19 protein-coding genes are annotated in these 17,734 nt (G+C 55.1%); 7 read left to right on the forward strand and 12 right to left on the reverse strand.

The genetic code is table 11. From position 1 onward, the window contains the following. The first annotated feature begins 69 nt into the window (after positions 1-69). Both FN806_RS02800 and FN806_RS02805 read left to right on the forward strand, forming a co-directional pair. Positions 70-1,299, forward strand: a complete 1,230-nt coding sequence (locus FN806_RS02800) for an acyl-CoA dehydrogenase (RefSeq protein WP_142633800.1) — start codon at positions 70-72, stop codon at positions 1,297-1,299. 121 nt (positions 1,300-1,420) lie between these two features. Then, the gene (locus FN806_RS02805; protein ID WP_142633802.1) at positions 1,421-2,188 is read left to right on the forward strand and encodes an SDR family oxidoreductase; all 768 of its coding nucleotides are present in this window, start codon (positions 1,421-1,423) and stop codon (positions 2,186-2,188) included. On the opposite strand, the gene FN806_RS02810 is transcribed toward FN806_RS02805, so the two are convergent. Beyond that, on the reverse strand, positions 2,185-3,054 hold the full coding sequence (locus FN806_RS02810) for an acyl-CoA thioesterase (RefSeq protein WP_142633804.1): 870 nt from the start codon (positions 3,052-3,054) through the stop codon (positions 2,185-2,187). The genes FN806_RS02805 and FN806_RS02810 overlap by 4 nt on opposite strands. Before the next feature lie 49 nt (positions 3,055-3,103). Beyond that, on the reverse strand, positions 3,104-4,321 hold the full coding sequence (locus FN806_RS02815; RefSeq protein WP_142633806.1) for a serine hydrolase domain-containing protein: 1,218 nt from the start codon (positions 4,319-4,321) through the stop codon (positions 3,104-3,106). Positions 4,322-4,504: 183 nt separating this feature from the next. On the opposite strand from FN806_RS02815, the gene FN806_RS02820 reads away from it, so the two are divergent. After that, complete coding sequence (locus tag FN806_RS02820) at positions 4,505-5,116, forward strand: 2-hydroxychromene-2-carboxylate isomerase (protein ID WP_142633808.1); 612 nt, start codon at positions 4,505-4,507, stop codon at positions 5,114-5,116. Between the two features lie 6 nt (positions 5,117-5,122). On the opposite strand, the gene FN806_RS02825 is transcribed toward FN806_RS02820, so the two are convergent. Continuing rightward, complete coding sequence (locus FN806_RS02825; RefSeq protein WP_142633810.1) at positions 5,123-6,148, reverse strand: phosphotransferase family protein; 1,026 nt, start codon at positions 6,146-6,148, stop codon at positions 5,123-5,125. A 25-nt stretch (positions 6,149-6,173) separates the two neighbouring features. After that, positions 6,174-6,992, reverse strand: a complete 819-nt coding sequence (locus FN806_RS02830) for an SDR family NAD(P)-dependent oxidoreductase (RefSeq protein WP_142633812.1) — start codon at positions 6,990-6,992, stop codon at positions 6,174-6,176. 151 nt (positions 6,993-7,143) lie between these two features. On the opposite strand from FN806_RS02830, the gene FN806_RS02835 reads away from it, so the two are divergent. The 3 genes from FN806_RS02835 (at position 7,144) to FN806_RS02845 (ending at position 9,464) form a co-directional block, all read left to right on the forward strand. Next, a complete protein-coding gene (locus FN806_RS02835; RefSeq protein ID WP_142633814.1) occupies positions 7,144-8,139 on the forward strand; it encodes an NADPH:quinone oxidoreductase family protein in 996 nt (331 codons plus the stop codon). Positions 8,140-8,262: 123 nt separating this feature from the next. Further along, entirely contained in the window at positions 8,263-8,703 is a 441-nt protein-coding gene (gene aroQ, locus FN806_RS02840) for a type II 3-dehydroquinate dehydratase (RefSeq protein WP_142633816.1), read from the forward strand. A 5-nt stretch (positions 8,704-8,708) separates the two neighbouring features. Next, positions 8,709-9,464, forward strand: coding sequence for a LuxR family transcriptional regulator (locus FN806_RS02845; RefSeq protein WP_142633818.1), 756 nt, complete (start codon positions 8,709-8,711; stop codon positions 9,462-9,464). A gap of 394 nt (positions 9,465-9,858) precedes the next feature. Here FN806_RS02845 and tsf read toward each other — a convergent pair whose 3' ends face one another. The 5 genes from tsf to FN806_RS02870 all read right to left on the reverse strand — a co-directional run bounded on the left by tsf (position 9,859) and on the right by FN806_RS02870 (position 13,647). Then, positions 9,859-10,734, reverse strand: coding sequence for a translation elongation factor Ts (gene tsf / locus FN806_RS02850; protein WP_142633819.1), 876 nt, complete (start codon positions 10,732-10,734; stop codon positions 9,859-9,861). A 77-nt stretch (positions 10,735-10,811) separates the two neighbouring features. Continuing rightward, positions 10,812-11,603, reverse strand: coding sequence for a 30S ribosomal protein S2 (gene rpsB, locus FN806_RS02855; protein WP_142633821.1), 792 nt, complete (start codon positions 11,601-11,603; stop codon positions 10,812-10,814). A gap of 167 nt (positions 11,604-11,770) precedes the next feature. Then, the gene (olsA, locus tag FN806_RS02860) at positions 11,771-12,607 is read right to left on the reverse strand and encodes a lyso-ornithine lipid O-acyltransferase (RefSeq protein ID WP_142635124.1); all 837 of its coding nucleotides are present in this window, start codon (positions 12,605-12,607) and stop codon (positions 11,771-11,773) included. Positions 12,608-12,611: 4 nt separating this feature from the next. Continuing rightward, positions 12,612-13,367 carry an L-ornithine N(alpha)-acyltransferase gene (olsB, locus tag FN806_RS02865; RefSeq protein WP_142633823.1) on the reverse strand — a complete coding sequence of 252 codons (756 nt, stop codon included), beginning with the start codon at positions 13,365-13,367 and terminating at the stop codon, positions 12,612-12,614. Positions 13,368-13,464: 97 nt separating this feature from the next. Then, on the reverse strand, positions 13,465-13,647 hold the full coding sequence (locus FN806_RS02870; protein WP_142633824.1) for a DUF3553 domain-containing protein: 183 nt from the start codon (positions 13,645-13,647) through the stop codon (positions 13,465-13,467). Positions 13,648-13,689: 42 nt separating this feature from the next. Between FN806_RS02870 and FN806_RS02875 the strand changes: the two genes are divergently transcribed. Next, positions 13,690-14,286, forward strand: coding sequence for a histidine phosphotransferase family protein (locus FN806_RS02875; RefSeq protein ID WP_142633826.1), 597 nt, complete (start codon positions 13,690-13,692; stop codon positions 14,284-14,286). On the opposite strand, the gene FN806_RS02880 is transcribed toward FN806_RS02875, so the two are convergent. From FN806_RS02880 to obgE, 3 genes are read right to left on the reverse strand one after another with little or no spacing between them, the layout of a single operon-like run. Further along, positions 14,283-15,545, reverse strand: coding sequence for a glutamate-5-semialdehyde dehydrogenase (locus FN806_RS02880; protein ID WP_142633828.1), 1,263 nt, complete (start codon positions 15,543-15,545; stop codon positions 14,283-14,285). The genes FN806_RS02875 and FN806_RS02880 overlap by 4 nt on opposite strands. Before the next feature lie 25 nt (positions 15,546-15,570). Then, positions 15,571-16,677 (reverse strand): glutamate 5-kinase, encoded by a 1,107-nt coding sequence (gene proB, locus FN806_RS02885; RefSeq protein ID WP_142633830.1) that lies wholly within the window; start codon positions 16,675-16,677, stop codon positions 15,571-15,573. Next, the gene (gene obgE / locus FN806_RS02890) at positions 16,665-17,699 is read right to left on the reverse strand and encodes a GTPase ObgE (protein WP_142633832.1); all 1,035 of its coding nucleotides are present in this window, start codon (positions 17,697-17,699) and stop codon (positions 16,665-16,667) included. Before obgE ends, proB begins: the two co-directional genes overlap by 13 nt. Positions 17,700-17,734 lie beyond the last annotated feature (35 nt).

The raw sequence follows: 17,734 nt of genomic DNA on the forward strand, positions 1-17,734 counted from the left end.
AAACTCTTACTGTTTTTTGGTGAGCCGACGGGTTAGTTTGCCGCGAAGCTGACAAAGCGGAGACGCACCATGAATGCCCCTGACACCAAGCCGACATTACGCGCCAAAGATGTGCCTGACATGGGCCAGTTCGCCTGGGATGATCCGTTCCGCCTGTCAGACCAGCTAGACGAAGACGAACGTATGATTGCGGCCAGTGCGCAAGCCTATGCGCAGGAAAAGCTTCAGCCGCGGGTGACAGAAGCATTTCAGAACGAAGAAACTGACCCCGAGATTTTTCGTGAAATGGGTGAAATGGGTCTGCTGGGTACTACGATCCCGGAAGAATACGGCGGGCTAGGGGGCGGATATGTCTCTTACGGCCTTGTCGCCCGAGAAGTAGAACGCGTGGATTCGGGCTATCGCTCGATGATGTCTGTACAAAGCTCGTTGGTGATGTATCCGATCTATGCCTATGGCAGCGAGGAGCAGCGCCGGAAATACCTTCCGAAACTGGCCAGCGGCGAATGGATCGGATGTTTTGGTCTGACCGAACCTGATGCGGGCTCTGATCCGGCAGGTATGAAAACGCGTGCGGAAAAGATCGACGGTGGATATCGTCTATCTGGCAGCAAGATGTGGATATCGAACGCCCCGATTGCGGATGTGTTTGTTGTTTGGGCCAAATCTGATGCACATGACGGAAAGATCCGTGGTTTTGTCCTTGAAAAAGGCCTCAAAGGTCTGAGCGCGCCGAAAATCCAGAACAAGCTGAGCCTACGCGCCTCGATCACCGGTGAAATTGTGCTGGAGGGTGTCGAAGTCACCGAGGATGCTTTGCTGCCTCATGTTCAGGGCCTGAAAGGCCCGTTTGGATGTCTTAACCGCGCACGCTACGGAATCAGCTGGGGTGTTATGGGCGCTGCCGAAAGCTGTTGGCATGCGGCGCGCCAATATGGGTTGGACCGGAAACAATTTGACAAGCCATTGGCGCAGACGCAGCTTTTCCAGCGCAAATTGGCGGATATGCAGACAGAAATTGCTCTGGGTCTTCAGGCAAGCCTGCGTGTCGGGCGACTGATGGAGAAGGCCGAAGCCGCGCCCGAGATGATATCGATCATTAAGCGCAACAATTGCGGCAAAGCCCTGGATATTTCACGTCATGCGCGTGACATGCACGGCGGCAACGGCATTTCGCTAGAGTTTCAGGTCATCCGACATATGGTGAACCTAGAAACGGTCAACACCTACGAGGGGACGCATGATGTTCACGCGTTGATCCTGGGGCGTGCACAGACGGGATTGCAGGCGTTTTACTAAGTTTCCAGAATTCGTGTAATTGGTATTATGTTAAATTAATGCCAATGCGCTTGGGAAACTTTTCAAATCCTCACAATACCTTACGATCTGTTCCTGACACCTACCACATCATGAGGATCGAATGGAATTGAACGGAAAGATCGTTGTTGTGACCGGTGCCGCTGATGGCATCGGAAAAGGTTTGGCACAGCGATTTGCTCGTGAAGGTGCCACGGTTGCCTGCGCTGATATCAACAAAACCGGCGCAGACGCTGTCGCAAAAGAGATTGGCGGCCATTCATTCCATTGTGATGTTTCGCTTGAGGCTAATACAGCCGAGTTGATCGAAGCTGTAGAAAGCTTGATTGGCCCTATCGATCTGTATTGTGCAAATGCCGGGATATTGACGATTGGTGGCTTGGAGGTTCCGGATGAAGACTGGGATCGTATCTGGAAAATCAACGTGATGTCCCATGTTTGGACCGCGCGGCATTTGGTGCCCAGAATGCTGGACCGTGGCGAAGGCTACATCATGACCACGGCGTCTGCTGCGGGATTGCTGAACCAGCCAGGTGCTGCGCCATACGGCGTCACAAAGCACGCAGCAGTTGGATTTGCTGAATGGTTGTCGCTTACATACGGGCATAAAGGTTTGCGGGTCTCGGTACTTTGCCCACAGGCTGTACGGTCCGATATGACGCGCGGGCACGAAACTTCCGTGGCTTCGATTGACGGAATGTTGGAACCTGAAGATGTTGCCGAGGCTTGCGTAAAGGCAATATTTTCTGAGCAATTTCTGGTACTGCCGCATCCACAGGTTCTGGACTACATTCGCCATAAATCCGGAGATTATGACAGGTGGATTTCTGGAATGCAGAAGTTAAATCAAATATTTATTGAAGAGACTTAACTTCTGTTCTGAGGGCGCCTCATCAGGCCTTCCTGGGCAACTGATGCGACCAGAACGCCATCTTCGGAATAGATTGATCCACGGTTGAAGTTACGCCCTCGTCCGCTCCATGGCGAATCCATGGAATACAGATGCCAATTCTCGAACTTGAGCGGCGCGTGAAACCAAATCGCATGGTCCAGGCTGGCGCCGTTCACCTCACCAGTAAACCAGCTTAGGCCGTGCGGGCGCATTCCCGAGCTCATGAGATACATATCTGAAGCATAGGCCAGCAACAGATGCTGCGTGACCGCATCGGCATTGGCCGCGGCCCCCATCCGGAACCAGATCTGGTTGCGGTCATCCGATTTCTCTGGGTTGAAAGGATCCAGATGGCCGACCTCGCGGACTTCGATCGGGCGCTCGCGTGTTAGTTCTCCGCGAAAGCTGGGCGGTACTTTGTCCAGATATTTCTTCTTGAGCTCTGATCGCGATGGGTAGGATTCGGGCGTTTCCATCTCAGGCATGTCGTGCTGATGATCCCAACCTTCGTCCTGAATGTGGAATGAGGCGGACATGTTTAAAATCTGCTTACCATGCTGAATTGCAACCACACGGCGCGTCGTGAACGAACCTCCGTCACGGGCCCTATCAACTTGATATATTACGGGAATGCTTGGGTCGCCTGGGCGGATGAAATAGGCGTGCAGGGAATGACATAGGCGGTTGTCGACGGTGCGATATGCGGCGGCTAGTGCTTGTGCGATGACCTGACCGCCGTAAATCCGCATAGGTGTTTCGCCGCCCGACCCTGTTCCCCGAAACAGGTCCACTTCCAGTCTTTCAACGTCCAGAAGATCCAGAAGAACTCTCTCTGCTTCGGTCATATGCGGTACTCCGATTAATCTTGGCGAATGGGTATCAGCGCGCCGAATGTCATTCAATGATTGACCCGAGGGTGAGCGCCTTCAATTCTGCGCGGGAGGGATAAGAGCTGGATGGTGACAGTTGGGTGAAAAAGATCGCTGTAAAATCGTTCTGACGATCAACCCAAAAGAAGGTCGATGCCATACCACCCCAGCTGAAATCCCCCATGCTGCCCGGAACACAGGTTCTGCCGGGGTTAATGACGACAGCGCCACCAAGGCCAAAGCCCATGCCCTCCATGGGTTGTTCCGCAAAACTCTGCGGTCCCATCGAGGCAATATCGCCGGGTAAGTGGTTGTGAAGCATGAATTCTACAGTTTTTGGTGCCAGAATCTGTTGATCACCGAACCTTCCGCGATTTCGGAGCATCTCTGAAAATCTAGCAAAGTCATCAATGGTTGAAACCAACCCTCCGCCCCCAGAGTACATTGTTGCCGATTCAAAGGGCGATGCGTCGGCATTGTCGACCAGACGCAATGTCTGCTCACCCGTACGGGCTTCGTTTAGCGCCATCGCATTGCCCGCCAAAGGCGTATAGAGAGAGGCAAACCGATCCCCCGCTCCCGCCGGAACCCTGAACCCGGTCTGAGGCATACCAAGAGGATTGAAAATCTCTTCCGCAAGGAATTGCTCCAGAGATTGGCCAGAAATAACTTCTATCACGCGACCAATAACGTCTATCCCTACCGAATACTCCCATCGCGTTCCCGGCTGAAAGGCGAAAGGCAAAGTGGACAGCAAAGATACTCTTTCGGCCAAAGACCCTTCTTTAGGGCCGAAAACAAGATCAAGTTCGTCCATTGCCGCAGCCAGGATGCCGGGGTTGAAAGGATAGCTCAGGCCACTTGTATGGGTCAGCAGCTGATGAAGCGTTGGTGCTGGTGCAGGTTCGGTCTGATCCAACCTTGTGGCGCCGGGTACCAGCGCCTGTGCTGCGGTGAAATCAGATATATATTCAGACACTTGAGCGCCGAGGTGAACCTCACCTCGTTCGACAAGGATCATCAGGGCCGCAGTGGTTATCGGCTTGGTCATCGAATAGATGCGAACGAGGGTATCCCGCTCGAATGGCAGATTGTTCTCAACGCTTCTAAGCCCGCAGGAATGAAACAGAACCTCCCTGCCCTGATGCATCATCAAGAATGAGCTTCCGGCATATTTGCGATCATCCACATAGGATTGCATCCAATCGCAAATACGATCTAGCCGGGCTTGTTCGAACTTCATCTGTGTGTGCTCAACTTTGAGAAATTAACGTATCTTTCCCGGATATTGCGGGGTTAAGCGGAAAAAGGACAGCTAAATCACCTCAATCCAACGATGTCCCTGTACGCCAAAAGGGTTTTGCCTGCTAATGTGGTCGCAGATAGATTCGTGTCCGGTTCGACTCTCGCCTGATGGAGGAGAAATATGCCGCAACATATAGAATTTGTTTATGATTTTTGCAGTCCGAACGCCTTCCTCGCGCAGAAGATGATATCTGATATCGCCGCAAAGCACGAAGTCGGTGTTACATATGTTCCGGTTCTGCTGGCCACTGTTTTCAAAGCCACCAATAACCAAAGCCCGTTTAAGGCTTTTTCAGAGAACCGGCAGAAGACGGCCTATTTGACCCGCGATCTCCATCGCTTTGCGCGTCACCGTGGGTTGAGCTTTCATATGAGCCCACATTTCCCGATGAACACCAAATTCGCCATGCGCGGGGCTTTGTTAGCATCCGGTAAATCATGGGAAAACAGATATATAGCGTCCATATTTGATGCTATTTGGGTGCACGGCCAAAAAGTGGATGATCTGGGTGTCCTTTGCGACATTCTTCAGGATAACGGCTTGCCTATACGAAAACTGCGCGAGGCCATGACTAATCTGAACGTAAAGCAAAACCTGAAAAACCAAACCAAGGCTATGGTCAAGCGAGGTGTTTTCGGTGTCCCCAGCATGTTTGTTGATACTGAGATGTTCTTTGGCAAAAACAGCCTGGCCAACCTTGAGCTTGAATTGTCGAGATTTCATACGCCCTAGGTGGTTTCACCCTCGGCCCAATGCAGTCAGCCCTCGTTGTGCAAACTTAGGAACGTAACTACCAAAAATCTGAGCTCTTTTCGGATCAGAGGCGTTTCCGTCAAGCGCCCGCTTATAAACACCCTGCAAGATCGCGGCCATTCGGAAGAAATTGAACGCCAGATAGAAACCAAAGTTATCAATTCCAGGAAGGTCGCGGCGCTCGCAGTATTGATCAATGAAAGCCTGATCGGATGGCAGGCCGAGCGAGGACCGGTCTATGCCAGACAGACCCCGCCCCTCTTTTCCAGGTGGCATCTGCCATTGCATGATAACGGCTGCGAGATCGGCAAAGGGATGCCCGATTGTCGACAATTCCCAATCCAGTACGCCCAGACAGCGGGTGCCCTGCTTTTCGAACATCAGATTGTCGATGCGGTAATCGCCGTGAACCAGTGTTCTCTGACCATCATCCTTGGGGGTTGCGTTGGTCAAAGCCTCGATCAAGGCATCCATATCCGGAATCTGAGTGGTTTCGGACGCCCGAAATTGTTTCGTCCACCGCCCGATCTGACGCTCAAAATAGCTTCCCGGCGGGCCATAGTCGGACAGGCCAACCGAATCGATATCGACCTTATGCAGCGCCGCCAGAACGCGGTTCATCTCGTCGATAATTGCCGTGCGGGTTTCGGTTCTTTCGCCAAGCATTGTGGGTTCAAGAAACGTCCTGCCGTCGAGATGCTCCATCACATAAAACGCCGACCCGATGACGTCATCATCCTCGCAAAGCAGCAACATTTTTGGCACCGGCACATCGCTTTCGGCCAGAGCACTTTGAACCCTGAACTCGCGGTCAACGGCATGGGCGGATTTCAGCAACACTCCCGGCGGCTTGCGGCGCAGGACATAGGAATTCTCAGGCGTTTTTAACTCAAAAGTTGGGTTTGATTGGCCAACCTCGAATTTTTTCGCCTCTAACGGACCCCGATACCCTTTGAGATGCGTGCCGAGATAGGCATCGACGCGTTTCAGATCCAGAATTGCGCTGTCCATTTTGTGGCTCCCTTTGGCCGATGCTTCAGAGTGCTTCAGCAAAGATGTTGCCGGCGGTGACAACATTGATCCCGCCCGAAACCGGGATCACCGCGCCTGTGACATAGCTGCCGCCAAGGCCGCACAGGAACAGCATACAGCCTGCGATATCCTCGTCACGTCCAACGCGACCCAAGGGTACGGATTTGCCGACTTTTTTGCGCGTCCCTTCGTCAGATGTGGCAAAGGCCGTCATCCGAGAGACAAAGGGTCCAGGCGCCAGCGCATTGACGGTGATGTGATGCGGAGCAAGTTCTTTGGCCATGATTTTGGTCAGATGCAGCACAGCCGCCTTTGAGGCAGAGTAGCTATACGCACCGTCGCCCATAGGAACTTCGCCCATAACCGATCCAACATTGACGATGCGGGATGGATCTTCGGCAGTCCCGGAAGACATCAGAATCGGCAACAGTTTTTGGGTCAGTTCGAAGATTCCTGTCACATTGATCGACATGACTTTTTCCCAGGCTTCGTAGGGAAACTGACCCATCGGTGCGCCCCAGGAAACACCGGCATTGTTCATGAGGATATCCAGCCGGTCCGTGCGCTTGAGCACTTCGGCCACCAGATTGTCGACACCCTCTTTTGATCCGACATCACCGGCAAACCCTTCGGCGGTTCCTGTGGCGTCCAGTGCGTTCAATTCGGCCGCGACCGCCTCGCACGCGTCGCCTTTACGAGACGCCAACAGTACACGTGCCCCCGCCCGGACCAGCGCCTCGGCCGCCATTCGGCCAATTCCGGTGGCCCCACCCGTGACCAGAGCGGTTTTGCCCTGCAATGAGAAAAGAGTTTCGGGGGTCATGACCTGCTCCTCGGTTTTTGATTTTGGCAAACTGTCTCATTTGTCGGTCAAGGGTAACGCCTAACCCGGTTGTGCCGGGTGGTTTCTTGACAACTCAGAACAGTAGGCCAAAAGTTCTTCCTTACCGAATAACAGGGACATTAGCGTAAACATGCAAGCCTTACTCAGCGTCGCTCCGGGCGGGCCGGAGACATTGGAACTGACCACCCTGCCCGATCCGTCGCCGGGCAAGGGCGAATTGCTTGTTCGCGTGCGGGCCGCAGGCGTTAATTTCCCGGATACACTGATGATACGCGACCTGTATCAGATAAAGCCACCAAGACCGTTTGCCCCCGGAGGTGAAATCGCTGGCGAGGTTATCGGGCTAGGCGAAGGTGTTTTGGGCTTTAACGTTGGCGACCGTGTGCTGGCCCTGACCGGACACGGAGGTTTTGCCACACATCTGGCGGTCAAAGCGGCGACAGCTGTTAAATTCCCGAGCTCAATGCCATTTGAGGACGCGGCGAGCTTTATCTTCACCTATGGCACCTCATATCACGCCCTGAAGGACCGCGCTGCGCTGCAACAAGGGGAAACGGTCCTGATTCTGGGTGCAGCAGGCGGAGTTGGTACGGCTGCGATTGAGCTAGCCAATGCCATGGGGGCTCGGGTTATTGCGGCAGTCTCATCGCAAGACAAAGCAGATTTCTGTCGTCAGATCGGGGCGGACGAAACGATCATTTACGCGCGCGACATGGACAAACAGGCGCAAAAGGCCTTTGGATCGGGCATCAAGGCCTTAGCCGGTAGTCAGGGCGTTGATGTCGTCTACGATGCCGTTGGCGGTGCCTATTCAGAGCCAGCGCTGCGCAGCTTGGGGTGGAAGGGGCGATTCCTGGTCATCGGTTTCCCAGCCGGAATCCCTCAGATACCATTGAACCTCCCTCTGCTTAAGGGTTGTCAAATTGTCGGTGTTTTCTGGGGCGCCTCGGTGTTTCGCGACCCGAAGGGACATGGCAAAAACATGGAAGATTTGTTCGGGTTATACGCCAAAGGGCAGATCAAACCACAGATCAGTGCGCTATTCCCTCTGGATCAAGCCCAAAAGGCGCTAGACCTTCTGGCCAGCCGAAAGGCCCTTGGGAAAATTGTCGTGACCATGGCATAGCCAGCCAATCTCTGAAACTTCAGCCTCGTGTCCTATAGGCCGCGGTTCTGACGCATGATCCAGGTTCGGTGGACATCTCTACCTGTTCACGTTTAAGAACCTTGTTATGGGGACAGTATAACAATGCATAAAGCTCTTATTCTGAATGGTCCGAACCTCAATCTGCTGGGCACGCGACAGCCCGAGGTTTACGGAAGCACAACGCTGCAAATGGTCGAGGATATGTGCCTCGACCACGGTAAGTCTATCGGGATGGAAGTGATTCATTTCCAATCCAACCACGAAGGCGCGTTGATTGATGCCATTCATGCCGCCAAAGGTGTGCAGGACGGCATTGTTTTGAACGCAGGTGCCTATACGCACAGCTCGATTGCCCTGATGGACGCAATCGCATCGGTTGAGCTGCCGGTCATCGAGGTTCATTTGTCCAATATCCACGCGCGTGAGGAGTTTCGACACCGATCCTATATCTCACGTGTGGCTGTAGGCATGATTTGCGGATTGGGTCCGCAGGGATATGTGCTGGCGCTGGATGCGTTGCGGTCCCATTTACAGGGTGAATGATCGCTATGAAGCTTTCTGAGTATCTGAATTTCCTCAGCTATACCAAAACCCTGGAAGAGCTCTGGGATGCCCATTGCCGGCAAATGGCAGAATATGGGTTCGATCGTTTGCTGTACGGATATACGCGATATCGCACCGAAACGTCGCTGGGGGATCCCGAGGATTTTGTAATCCTGACCAATCACAGCAAAGATTACCTGGATGGGTTTCTGGGAGGCGGGTTGTATTTCCATGCTCCGATGCTGAAATGGGCTTTGCATAATGAAGGGGCCGCAAGCTGGAGGATCGCCCAGGATCTGATGACTGATGGCACCTTGACCGCAAAAGAGCGAGACGTCATCGAGTTCAACAAAACCAAAGGTGTCGTCGCCGGCTATACGGTCAGTTTCGACTCGGTTTCGGTTCGGTCGAAAGGGGCAATTTCGCTTTCAGCGCATGGATCGCGTACACAAGACGATGTGGACGCTGTCTGGGAGGAATTTGGCCAGGATATTCTTCTGATGAACAACGTTGCTCATCTGAAAATCCTCACCCTGCCCTATAACGCACCAAATCGCGCCCTGACAAAACGTCAGCGTGAGGCGCTTGAGTGGGTCGGCGACGGCAAAACAACTCAGGACATTGCGATTCTGATGGGGCTGACTTCGGCCACTGTCGAAAAGCATCTGCGTCTGGCGCGCGAGGCCCTCGTGGTCGAGACAACGGCGCAGGCAGTTTTGAAAGCATCTCTTCAAAATCAGATGTTCATCGTTGGGGTTTGACTCAGGGAGTGACGCGAATATGCGTCAATTTACCTAGGGTAAGGAAAACATGACTTTCCGAATCTAACGCTAAAGTTGCAAAGTGGTATTGTTCCGTGAGTGGTGGCTTTAGCCTGGGAACATTTGGTCGGATCTTTGCAATAACAAAGCTCTCCGATCGCTCTGACAATAGGGCGCCTATTTGTCCGCGTCTCTTTGTCGGAATTTTGGGGGGCCTCGTCCATCCCCATCTTTGCGGGGCCCCTCATTTAAACTAGGTTTAACTTGTGGACGCTTTCGGCGTCCTTTTTCGTTTCTAGGCATCATTTCTACACTAAGGGCAAAGAAAAACCGGATACGCATGGCGTACCCGGTTTCTCAGATTGATACAGGCCCTGTTCAGGGCCTGTGATGCTTAGCCCTGAACTGCTTTTGCAACTTCAGCGGCAAAGTCTTCTTTTTCGACAACGATGCCTTCGCCAACTTCCAGACGCACGAATCCGGTGACGGTCGCGCCTGCTTCTTTGGCAGCGGCCTCAACGGTCAGGTCAGGGTTTACTACGAACTGCTGGTTCAACAGGGTCGATTCAGCGACGAACTTCTTCATGCGACCAACGATCATCTTTTCGATGACCTGCTCCGGCTTGCCGGATTCGCGCGCGATGTCCATCTGGACCTGCTTTTCTTTCTCGACGATCGCCGGGTCCATGTCTGCCTCGGACAGAGCTGCCGGGTTCACAGCCGCGATATGCATCGCAATCTGCTTGCCGATGGCTTCGTCACCGCCGGTCAGAGCGACCAGAACGCCGATCTTGCCCATGCCGTTAGTGGCTGCGTTATGGACGTAAGATACAACAGTGTCGCCCGACAGTTTGGACATACGGCGCACCGACATGTTCTCACCGATGGTGGCGATCTTGTCGGTCAGCGTTTCCGCAACGGTTTTGCCACCCAGATCAGCTGCCAGCAGAGCTTCGACATTGTCGACGCCTTCTGCGGCATATGCGATCTTACCAACCATTTCCTGGAATTCGGCGTTTTTCCCGACGAAGTCGGTTTCCGAGTTCACTTCAACTGCAACACCATTGTTGCCGTTTACGTGAACGGCAACCAGACCTTCCGCCGCGGTACGACCCGATTTCTTGGCCGCTTTGGCCAGGCCTTTGGTGCGCAGCCAATCAACGGCTTCGTCCATGTTGCCGCCGGTTTCGGTCAGCGCTTTTTTCGCGTCCATCATGCCTGCGCCAGTGGTGTCGCGCAGTTCTTTTACCATTGCTGCTGTGATTGCCATCTTTTGGCTCTCCTCAATTCAAACGGAATTGGGGCAGGTCATACCCTGCCCCAGATGTCATTTACGTGACGGGCAGCTTACGCTTCGGCAGGTGTTTCTGCTGCTGCGGGTGCTTCTTCCGCAACGACTTCTTCAACCGGTGCTTCTTCGAATGCGCCAAGATCAACGCCTGCTGCACCCATCTGAGCGGTCATGCCGTCCAGAGCGGCACGTGCTGCCAGATCGCAGTACAGCGAGATCGCGCGGGCTGCGTCATCGTTGCCAGGGATGATGTAATCGACACCATCGGGCGAGCAGTTGGTGTCGACAACTGCCACGACCGGGATACCCAGCTTGTTGGCTTCGGCGATGGCCAGTGCTTCTTTTTTGACGTCGATGACGAACAGCAGGTCCGGGACGCCGCCCATTTCGCGGATACCGCCCAACGAAGCCTGCAGTTTGCCCTGGTCACGTTCCATGCCCAGACGCTCTTTCTTGGTCAGGCCTTCGGCGCCCGATTCCATGGCTTCGTCAATCTGGTTCAGACGGTTGATCGACTGGGAAACGGTTTTCCAGTTGGTCAGGGTGCCGCCCAGCCAGCGGTGGTTCATGTAGTACTGGGCTGACTTTTCAGCTGCTTCGGCGATTGGGCCTGCGGCCTGACGCTTGGTGCCAACGAACAGAATGCGGCCGCCCTTGGCAACAGTGTCACGAACAGCCTGCAGAGCCTGGTCCAGCATCGGAACGGTCTGGGTCAGGTCCATGATGTGGATGCCATTGCGCGAGCCGTAGATGAACGGGCCCATGCGGGGATTCCAACGCTGTGTCTGGTGACCAAAGTGAACGCCAGCTTCCAACAGCTGACGCATGGAGAACTCGGGAAGAGCCATGCTTTATTTCCTTTTTCCGGTTTACGCCTCGGCGGGGGTGAAAGAAGCGGATGCTCCAACCGGCGGGCCAGATAAGGATGTCTCCCCTATAAAGCCCAAACCCCGCCTGCGGGTTTGAATGGCGCGCGTATACGGCAGGTTTTCAGGCAGTGCAAGGGCCAATCGCCCTATTTTTCAAGCCGCGCAAGGCTGTGCGCCTGACGCACGGTATCTTCGCAATAGGCGGCCAGGGCTTTTCGGTTTTCAAAGTCGCTGACCTTGGCTGGCGAATGATAGATTAGCTCTACGCCACCTTGGCGACGCGCTCCCAAAGTCTTTAACAGATGCGGCGCAAAATCCATGTCACCCCACCAGCCATAAAACCGGTCAGGCTCACCCTTAGGTGCATGGTAAACGACCGACACCGGTTGAACATACATGAAATCGCGTAGATCTTCGGTGAAGAATGCCGCAAAAAGTGTTGTTTTAAATGGTAAAATCCGTAGACCGTCGGTCGACGTACCCTCTGGAAAAAACAGCAGCTTGTGACCGGCTGTCAGGCGCTCCTGAAACAGAAGTGTCTGTTCGCGTGCCTTCTTGCGGTCGCGCTCGATGAAAACAGTACCTGTCGCTCGCGCCAGCCAGCCTATACCTGGCCATTTGGCTACCTCGGCCTTCGAGACAAAATAGATCCTTTTACGGGCATTCAGCGCAAAAATATCAAGCCACGAGGAATGGTTCGCAACAACCGCACCACGCTGGGTCATAAGCTCGCCGGTTGTACGGTAGCTAATCCCGAGAATCCGGAACGCATTACGGCATACGAACTGCGTGATGAAGGGCGTGACCGGACGGTGAACCCCATAGAGCGGGCGCTCGATCATGCGAAGGATCAGCAGGACAATCAGCCCGCTGAATACAAATACAGCAAGTGGTAAACCCCGAAAGAAGACCAATAGCCAGCCGCAGACCCCCAGATTGATCGGGTCAGGTGCATCTTCACTGTGCCATGAGGCGTCACTCATCACGTTACGCTCCGCCATAGATGCGCCGTTGTCGCTCATTCATCCGCGCCGTGTCGAGGATAAGGCAAACATCGGTGGTATTGAACATATGGTCGATAAAGGCACCCTCGCCCACAAACCCGCCGAGACGCAGGTATGCTTTTATCAGTGCTGGAACCTGCACCATCGCTGCGCGCCGATCCAGTTTATCGCTATCCAGCATATCCATGGGCTGGAACACTTTGGGCTGAGCCCGAACCCGAAGGTCCGGAGGCGCAAGGTGATTGTGATGTAACATGGACAAAGGCTGAGCCAGAGCTTGAGGATCGGTGCCGTGGAAACTGGCGACGCCAAACAAGACCTCGATCTCGCGCTCGGCGACATAGGCGGCCAACCCGTTCCACAGGTGATACATTGCAGTGCCGCCGCGATAATCGGGATGTAGACATGAACGTCCCAACTCCAACAGCTTGCGTCCGCCTTGTTTCAAGATGGAAAGATCGTATTCATCTTCGGAATAGAACTGTCCGATTTCAGAAGCACGATCACCTGGTAACAGCCTGTAAACGCCAACAACTTTTCCAGATTGATCGTCAATCGCCAACATATGATCGAAATAGGGATCGAACCTGTCGCGCTCCAACCCGGCATCGTGGTCGACCATTTCCCCACCGCCGCCCAGTTCACGTATGAACACATCATAGCGTAACCGCTGTGCAGCCCGCAATTCGGTGTCATTTTCGGCGAGTTTGACGGTGAAAGAAGGGCCTGCGTCCGGCATCAGAGGTTCCGTGTTGTTTCCGCGCTGATACCGCAGGTTTCAGGGGAATGGCAACATAGAGCGCTTCGATCAAACGTTAACCTTTCTTAAACCAGTTTCACGGATCAAATACCGGCATCAGGGCGATGCGTGCCCCGTCGATCACCACTTTTCCCTGCTCGCGGAAGTTTACGGTGATCTTACCTGCGATGTTGGATTGTACCTGTCCAACGCCCCAATCGGGGAAATCGGGGTGGCGGACATACATGCCCGGTGCAAGAATGGCATTCAGATCTGTCATCAAGGGGCTCCGGTCCGGTGGCAGATACAGCAGGAGGTACGCATGAGCGACTTGGACGTCAACCTGGCCGAACTGATCGGCTCGCGGATCTGCCACGATCTGATCAGCCCGATCGGGGCGATCACCAACGGCTTGGAGCTGCTTGAAATGGTTGGCGCGGTGCAAGGCCCCGAGATGGAACTGATCGCGGGAAGTGTCGGCAGCGCCGGCGCACGCATCCGCTTTTTCAGGGTCGCTTTTGGGTCGGCCAGCCATCATCCCCTTGGGCGGGCCGAGGTTTTAGAGCTGTTGAATGATGTCGAACGCGCAGGTCGTGTTCGTGTCAACTGGAACCTGACCGAAGCGGTGCCGCGTAATCAGGTGAAACTGGCCTTTCTGGCGTTGATGTGCTGCGAAAGCGCGATGCCATTTGGCGGGGATGTAACGATCGTAAACGATGGGAAGAACTGGTCTGTGACAGGGACCGCGGACAAAATGAAGCTGGAAGCCGAGCTATGGAAGAACCTGCCCAGCGGACAGTTTACCAACAAGGTCACCCCGGCGCAGGTTCAATTTGCGCTGCTGCCTGAATCCGCATCGTCGATGGGACGGCGGGTCGCGACCGATACGGCCTCAACCCGCGTCGAAATCCGGTTCTAAGACCGAACAGTCCCTGAACCGCGCACCAGATACTGAAAACTGGTCAGTTGAGCCGCCCCTACGGGGCCGCGCGCGTGCATCTTTCCGGTGGCGATGCCAATCTCGGCCCCCATGCCAAACTCACCACCATCGGCGAATTGGGTTGAGGCGTTATGCATCAGGATCGCGCTATCAAGCCGTTCAAAGAACCGGGCGGCTTCAGCGGGATCCTCGGTCATGATGCAATCGGTGTGGTTCGACCCAAACCTGCGGATATGCGCAATGGCGGCGTCGATATCAGCCACCGGCTTGGCCGCGATGATACTATCCAGAAACTCTTTGCCCCAGTCATCAGAAGTGGCCGCGATAGTGCCATCAACGGCCAAAGTACCTTCGGCGTGTACTTCGACACCTGCGGCCAACAGCGCCGATATGACATCCCGTCCCAGCGTTTCAGCGATATCCCGATGGATCAGCAGACATTCGGCAGCACCGCAGATTCCGGTACGACGGGTTTTGGCGTTTAAAACCACATCGAGCGTCTTTTGCGGATCAGCGGCCTTGTCGATATAGATATGCACAATGCCTTCCAGATGGGCAAATACCGGGACCCGGGCCTCGCGCTGGACTAGCCCGACCAGCCCTTTGCCCCCACGGGGAACGATTACGTCGACATAATCGGTCATGGTCAGCAGTTCCTGAACCGCCGCCCGGTCGCGGGTTGGGATAAGCTGAACGGCATCCTCGGGCAGGTTCGCCGATTTCAGACCCTGAACCAAACAGGCATGGATGGCTGACGAGGAATGAAAGCCTTCTGATCCACCGCGCAGGATGACCGCGTTCCCGGATTTCAGGCACAACGCCCCCGCATCCGCCGTGACATTCGGGCGGCTCTCATAGATCACGCCGATCACGCCCAGAGGCGTGCGCACGCGCTGAATGTTCAGGCCCGAGGGCATGTCCCATTCGGTCAGAACCTCACCAACAGGATCGGCCTGCTCTGCAACGGCGCGCAGCCCGTCGACCATGCCCTGAATGCGGGCCTCATCCAGCATCAGGCGATCCATCATCGCCGGGCTCAACCCTTTGTCGCGCCCGAATTCCATATCTTTCTTATTGGCCGCAATGATCTTTTCACGATTGGCCCAAACAGCCTCGGCGGCCCCAATCAGGGCTGCGTGTTTACGCTCGGCGCTTGCAAATGCCAGCTCGGCAGCGGCGGCCTTGGCGCGATTCCCAAGATCGGTCATCAGGTCGGGGATGCTGTCGAAATCCTTCATCTCAGGTGCCTTTCAGTCAGTGTTGTCAAACAGCCAGATCATCGCGGTGGATCAACACCGCGCGGCCAGGATAGCCTAGAGTGGCTTCGATCTCGGTCGATTTGCGCCCCTTGATAGCGTCTGCTTCTTGCGCGGTATAGCGGCTGAGCCCCTGCGCAAGCCGTCGCGCCTGTGGGTCCATGATCGAAACAGGATCACCGCGCCCGAAATCTCCGGACACTTCGACTATTCCTGCTGGCAACAGGCTTTTGCCATTGCTCAGCGCCCGCGCGGCCCCCGCGTCTACAACGATCTCACCCCGGGGTTTCATCGCTGAAATCCAGCGTTTGCGTGCGGCATGCGGGTCAACTGTCGCGATGAACCATGTACAGTTCGCGCCGTTTTCAAGCGTTTTCAAAGGGTTCAGAGGGGAGCCTTCGGTGATCGCCATGTCGCAACCAGCAGCCGTGGCCATTTTTCCCGCCAACAGTTTGGTCTTCATCCCGCCCTTTGATAGGCCGGAACCGGCATCACCCGCCATCGCCTCAATCTCGGGCGTGATGTCTTCGATGATGTCAAACCTCTTGGCCAAGGCATCCTCATTTGGATTGGCCGAGTAGAACCCATCAACATCCGACAACAGGATCAGCTGATCCGCACCAACGGTGACGGCGATCTGAGCGGCCAGACGATCATTGTCGCCATACCGGATCTCATCCGTGGCCACTGTATCGTTTTCGTTGACAATCGGAACGACTCCAAGCCCCAGCAGCGTTTCCAAGGTGGCGCGTGAATTCAGATAGCGGCGACGATCCGCGCTATCCTCCAGCGTAACGAGCACTTGTGCAGTGGTAATCTTGTGAGGCGTCAGCGCTTCTTCATAGGCGCGGGCCAGCCGGATTTGCCCGACAGCGGCGGCGGCTTGAGACTGTTCCAACGGAAGCGTGGCCATGGGCAGACCCAAAACGCCACGCCCCAACGCGATTGACCCCGATGAGACCAGAATGACGTCGGTCCCCTGCCCCTTTAGCCATGCGACGTCCTGAGCAAGCGAATGTAACCAGTCCGAGCGCAACAACCCTGTGTTCCGATCCACCAGCAAGGCGGATCCGATCTTGACCACTAGGCGTTTGGCTGCGGTCAGGGTTGCCAAGGCAGTTCCTCCTCGGCGGGTTTCTGGCGCACGCGGTCATCGTCTATCCGACCGCGCAAAGCCCGCAGGACGTCGGTTACACCCAGATGCGCCACACCAGACATGGCCATTATGGGGCCTCCGACGGCCTCTTCAAGCTCGGCCTTGGCCAGTTCACGTTCCTCGTCATCCAGGGCGTCGACCTTGTTCAAGACGGTGATGCGAGGCTTATCGGCCAACTCACCACCATAGGCTTCAAGCTCGTGAATGATCGTGCGATAGTCTTCGGCCACACTTTCCGAGGTGCCATCAACCAAATGCAGCAATACCGCGCAGCGTTCGACATGGCCCAGAAAACGGTCTCCGATGCCACGTCCTTCATGTGCGCCCTCGATCAGACCGGGGATGTCAGCCACCACGAATTCCACATTGTCGACACCCACAACGCCCAAATTGGGGTGCAAGGTGGTAAAAGGGTAATCGGCAATTTTGGGGCGCGCGTTAGATGTCGCAGCAAGAAAGGTCGATTTCCCGGCATTAGGCATCCCCAACAGGCCGACATCGGCAATCAATTTCAAGCGCAGCCAGATCGTGCGGTCGATACCTGCCTGACCCGGATTAGCCCGACGAGGCGCCTGGTTGGTGGCCGATTTGAAGTGCAGGTTGCCAAAACCGCCATTGCCGCCCTTGGCCAGCAGGACCCTTTGGCCCACCTCTGTCAGATCGCAGATGACGGTTTCTTCGTCTTCGTCCAGGATCTCAGTGCCGACCGGGACGCGCAGAATGATGTCATCACCATCTTTTCCGGTGCGCTGCTGCCCCCGGCCAGGCTGACCGTTCTTGGCAAAGAAATGCTGCTGGTAGCGAAAGTCGATCAGGGTATTCAACCCATCCACAACTTCGACCCAGACAGAGCCACCTTTACCGCCGTCCCCGCCATCGGGACCGCCGTATTCAATGTACTTTTCGCGCCGAAAACTGACGCAGCCGCCACCGCCGGCCCCGGACCGGATGTAGACCTTTGCAAGATCGAGAAATTTCATGACTGTCCCCTACTGCAAAGGCCCCACCGGCCACA

It is taken from the genome of Ruegeria faecimaris (assembly GCF_900182615.1).
In the GTDB taxonomy this organism is placed as follows: domain Bacteria; phylum Pseudomonadota; class Alphaproteobacteria; order Rhodobacterales; family Rhodobacteraceae; genus Ruegeria; species Ruegeria faecimaris.

Coding starts and splice junctions, on each gene's coding strand:
- FN806_RS02820 (WP_142633808.1), top strand. CDS start 4,505: ATGCCGCAACATATAGAATTTGTTTATGATTTTTGCAGTCCGAACGCC.
- FN806_RS02875 (WP_142633826.1), top strand. CDS start 13,690: ATGAGCGACTTGGACGTCAACCTGGCCGAACTGATCGGCTCGCGGATC.
- FN806_RS02880 (WP_142633828.1), bottom strand. CDS start 15,545: ATGAAGGATTTCGACAGCATCCCCGACCTGATGACCGATCTTGGGAAT.
- FN806_RS02810 (WP_142633804.1), bottom strand. CDS start 3,054: ATGACCGAAGCAGAGAGAGTTCTTCTGGATCTTCTGGACGTTGAAAGA.
- tsf (WP_142633819.1), bottom strand. CDS start 10,734: ATGGCAATCACAGCAGCAATGGTAAAAGAACTGCGCGACACCACTGGC.
- olsB (WP_142633823.1), bottom strand. CDS start 13,367: ATGCCGGACGCAGGCCCTTCTTTCACCGTCAAACTCGCCGAAAATGAC.
- olsA (WP_142635124.1), bottom strand. CDS start 12,607: ATGAGTGACGCCTCATGGCACAGTGAAGATGCACCTGACCCGATCAAT.
- FN806_RS02870 (WP_142633824.1), bottom strand. CDS start 13,647: ATGACAGATCTGAATGCCATTCTTGCACCGGGCATGTATGTCCGCCAC.
- FN806_RS02805 (WP_142633802.1), top strand. CDS start 1,421: ATGGAATTGAACGGAAAGATCGTTGTTGTGACCGGTGCCGCTGATGGC.
- obgE (WP_142633832.1), bottom strand. CDS start 17,699: ATGAAATTTCTCGATCTTGCAAAGGTCTACATCCGGTCCGGGGCCGGC.
- rpsB (WP_142633821.1), bottom strand. CDS start 11,603: ATGGCTCTTCCCGAGTTCTCCATGCGTCAGCTGTTGGAAGCTGGCGTT.
- FN806_RS02830 (WP_142633812.1), bottom strand. CDS start 6,992: ATGACCCCCGAAACTCTTTTCTCATTGCAGGGCAAAACCGCTCTGGTC.
- FN806_RS02835 (WP_142633814.1), top strand. CDS start 7,144: ATGCAAGCCTTACTCAGCGTCGCTCCGGGCGGGCCGGAGACATTGGAA.
- FN806_RS02825 (WP_142633810.1), bottom strand. CDS start 6,148: ATGGACAGCGCAATTCTGGATCTGAAACGCGTCGATGCCTATCTCGGC.
- FN806_RS02815 (WP_142633806.1), bottom strand. CDS start 4,321: ATGAAGTTCGAACAAGCCCGGCTAGATCGTATTTGCGATTGGATGCAA.
- FN806_RS02800 (WP_142633800.1), top strand. CDS start 70: ATGAATGCCCCTGACACCAAGCCGACATTACGCGCCAAAGATGTGCCT.
- FN806_RS02845 (WP_142633818.1), top strand. CDS start 8,709: ATGAAGCTTTCTGAGTATCTGAATTTCCTCAGCTATACCAAAACCCTG.
- aroQ (WP_142633816.1), top strand. CDS start 8,263: ATGCATAAAGCTCTTATTCTGAATGGTCCGAACCTCAATCTGCTGGGC.